The following is a 2,597-nucleotide window of genomic DNA, read 5'->3' as shown; positions in this document are numbered from 1 at the left end:
CGTATATGGTTTATAACATCATGTCCCACTCACACAACACGCATTCAACTTCTCGTAACAACGCAGAGCGCCGTTTGGGTCTGCACCCGTAGGATCGCCGCCGGCGTCAAATGTGTAAAAAAACACTCCCCCCCGCCGTCACGCCGTCACGCAGTCACGCAGTCACGGTCACGCCGTCACGCGGCCGCGCCGCCTTCCGCCCCGCTACGGGGCCACCTGGCCGCGAGGCCGCGGGAGGCCGGTCGCGGAGCGACCTGGCGGCGGCTCGGCGCGCGGGCATTCCCCCGGAACTCCCCCGCCGTCGGGCGGGTCACGCTGCCGCGCCGCCCTCTGCCCTCGTGTACGTGATGCCCTGCGCGGCCAGTGCGTCGGCCACCGCGCCCGGGCGGGCCAGCAGGGCGAGCAGCAGGTGCCGGGTGGCGATGGTGTTGTCGCGGCGGCCCAGCGCGATCCGCAGCGACTGCTCCAGCACCTTCTTCGCCTCGGCCGTGAACGGCCGGTGGAAGGTCCGGGCCCGGTCGTCCGCGCCCCGCCCCCGGCGTCGGCGCCGGAACAGCGACCCCACCCGGCCCGGGCGCCGCCGCGCGGCCGCCTCCGCCAAGACCCCTTCGCCGTGGGCCTCTTCGATCCGGGCGACGATCTCCGACACGTCGATACCGAGCCCGGCCAGTGCCTCCTCGTCGGCCTTGGACAGGCCGCCCCGCCGGCGGGCCTCGGCCAGGGCCGCCCGCAGCGCGGCGCGTTCCACCCCGTACGGGTCCAGCGCGCCCTGTTCCATCAGCGAGAGCGCCAGGTACTCCTCGGTCACCACCGCCGAGCCCGCCCGCTCGGCCTCCTCGACGGCCCCTCGTACCGCATCGCGCGCGTCGGACGTGAACCTCTCGAACATCAATGCCTCCCGTACTTCTTGTGCACGGCCTGCCTGCTGACGCCCAGCTCGGCGGCGATCTCCTGCCAGGACCAGCCCTGGGCGCGGGCGCTGCGCACCTGGACGGCCTCCAGCTGCTCCAGCAGCCTGCGCAGTGCCGCCACGGCACGCAGGCCCACACGCGGGTCGCGGTCGCCGGCCCGCTCGGCGAGGTCGGTTGCTTCCGTCATGCATGTCAATCTAGGTTGACACCGGACGGGTGTCAACCAGGATTGACAAACAAACGGGTCCCGGGGATCGCGAGATCCCCGGGACCCGACAGGACGAAAAGGCGAAAAAGCGGCGGGCCGGCCCGCCATCGCGTCTCAGACGGTCAGGACCACCTTCCCGAACAGGTCGCCCGCCGCCAGCTTCTCGAAGCCCTCCCGGGCCCGGTCCAGCGGCAGGACCTCGTCCACGACCGGCCGTACGCCCGTCGCCGCGCAGAAGGCCAGCAGGTCCTCCAGCTCGTCCTTGGAGCCCATCGTGGAGCCGACGACCTTCAGCTCCAGGAAGAAGATCCGGGTCAGCTCGGCGTGCGCCGGGCGGTCCCCGCTCGTCGCGCCGGAGATCACCAGGGTGCCGCCGGGGCGCAGCGACTTGATCGAGTGCGACCAGGTGGCGGCGCCGACCGTCTCGATCACCGCGTCCACCCGCTGCGGCAGCCGGGCCCCCGGCTCGAAGGCGTCCACCGCGCCCAGCTCCACCGCCCGCTTGCGCTTGGCCTCGTCCCGGCTGGTCGCGAAGACCCGCAGGCCCGCGGCCTTGCCCAGGGCGATGGCGGCGGTCGCGACGCCGCCGCCGGCGCCCTGGACGAGCACCGAGTCACCGGGCCGTACGCCCGCGTTGGTGAACAGCATCCGGTACGCCGTCAGCCACGCCGTCGGCAGGCACGCGGCCTCCTCGAACGACAGCTCGGCCGGCTTGGGCAGCACGTTCCAGGCCGGTACGGTCACCTGCTCGGCGAACGTGCCCTGGTAGCGCTCGGTCAGGATCGACCGGGGCTCGTCGGGGCCCACCCCGTGCCCCGTCTGGCCGATCACGGAGTGCAGGACGACCTCGTTGCCGTCCTGGTCGATCCCGGCGGCGTCGCAGCCGAGGATCATCGGGAGCTTGTCCTCGCCGAGGCCGACCCCGCGCAGCGACCACAGGTCGTGGTGGTTGAGGGAGGCGGCCTTGACGTTCACGGTCACCCAGCCGGGGCGCACCTCGGGGGCCGGGCGCTCGCCCAGCTCAAGGCCGCTCAGCGGCTGGTCACGGTCGATTCGGGCGGCATAGGCAGCGAACATGCCGCGACGCTACCGCCCGGTAGAGGCTGGTTCCAGAGGCCCGGGCCCCCGCCGCACGAGGTCTTCGTCGCACCCGGTCCGCACCGGAACTCCGTACGAACGCACGAACGCACGAGCACGCACGAGCACGCACGAGCACGCACGAGCACGCGAGTGCACGCGAGTGCACGAGCACGCACGAACAGGCGGAGATCCCCAGGAGCCCCGCCCCGCCCCGCCCCGCCCCACCCCCCAGACGCACACAGGCCCGGCCGGACGGATCCGGCCGGGCCTGCAGGAGGCGGCGTCCGAGCGCGCGCCCGGGGGGGGGGGGGGCTCTTTTACCCCTCTGACCCTGCCGGCGGTCACGTCAGTGTATACGTCGATAGGCGCGAGGGCCGCGCCATAACGTAAGACAGACA

At 72.7% G+C, this 2,597-nt stretch carries 3 protein-coding genes; all 3 read right to left on the bottom strand.

Going from position 1 to position 2,597, the window contains the following annotated elements:
- Positions 1-310: 310 nt before the first annotated feature.
- The 3 genes from GPJ59_RS35420 to GPJ59_RS35410 all read right to left on the bottom strand — a co-directional run bounded on the left by GPJ59_RS35420 (position 311) and on the right by GPJ59_RS35410 (position 2,196).
- Complete coding sequence (locus GPJ59_RS35420; RefSeq protein ID WP_219672213.1) at positions 311-889, bottom strand: Clp protease N-terminal domain-containing protein; 579 nt, start codon at positions 887-889, stop codon at positions 311-313.
- Positions 889-1,098 (bottom strand): helix-turn-helix domain-containing protein, encoded by a 210-nt coding sequence (locus GPJ59_RS35415; protein ID WP_219672211.1) that lies wholly within the window; start codon positions 1,096-1,098, stop codon positions 889-891. Before GPJ59_RS35415 ends, GPJ59_RS35420 begins: the two co-directional genes overlap by 1 nt.
- Before the next feature lie 135 nt (positions 1,099-1,233).
- Entirely contained in the window at positions 1,234-2,196 is a 963-nt protein-coding gene (locus tag GPJ59_RS35410; RefSeq protein WP_219672209.1) for a zinc-binding dehydrogenase, read from the bottom strand.
- Between the last annotated feature and the right edge of the window lie 401 nt (positions 2,197-2,597).

This window comes from Streptomyces bambusae (assembly GCF_019400985.1).
GTDB classification, from domain to species: Bacteria; Actinomycetota; Actinomycetes; order Streptomycetales; family Streptomycetaceae; genus Streptomyces; species Streptomyces bambusae_A.
This window is presented reverse-complemented; position numbering and strand designations above follow the sequence as displayed.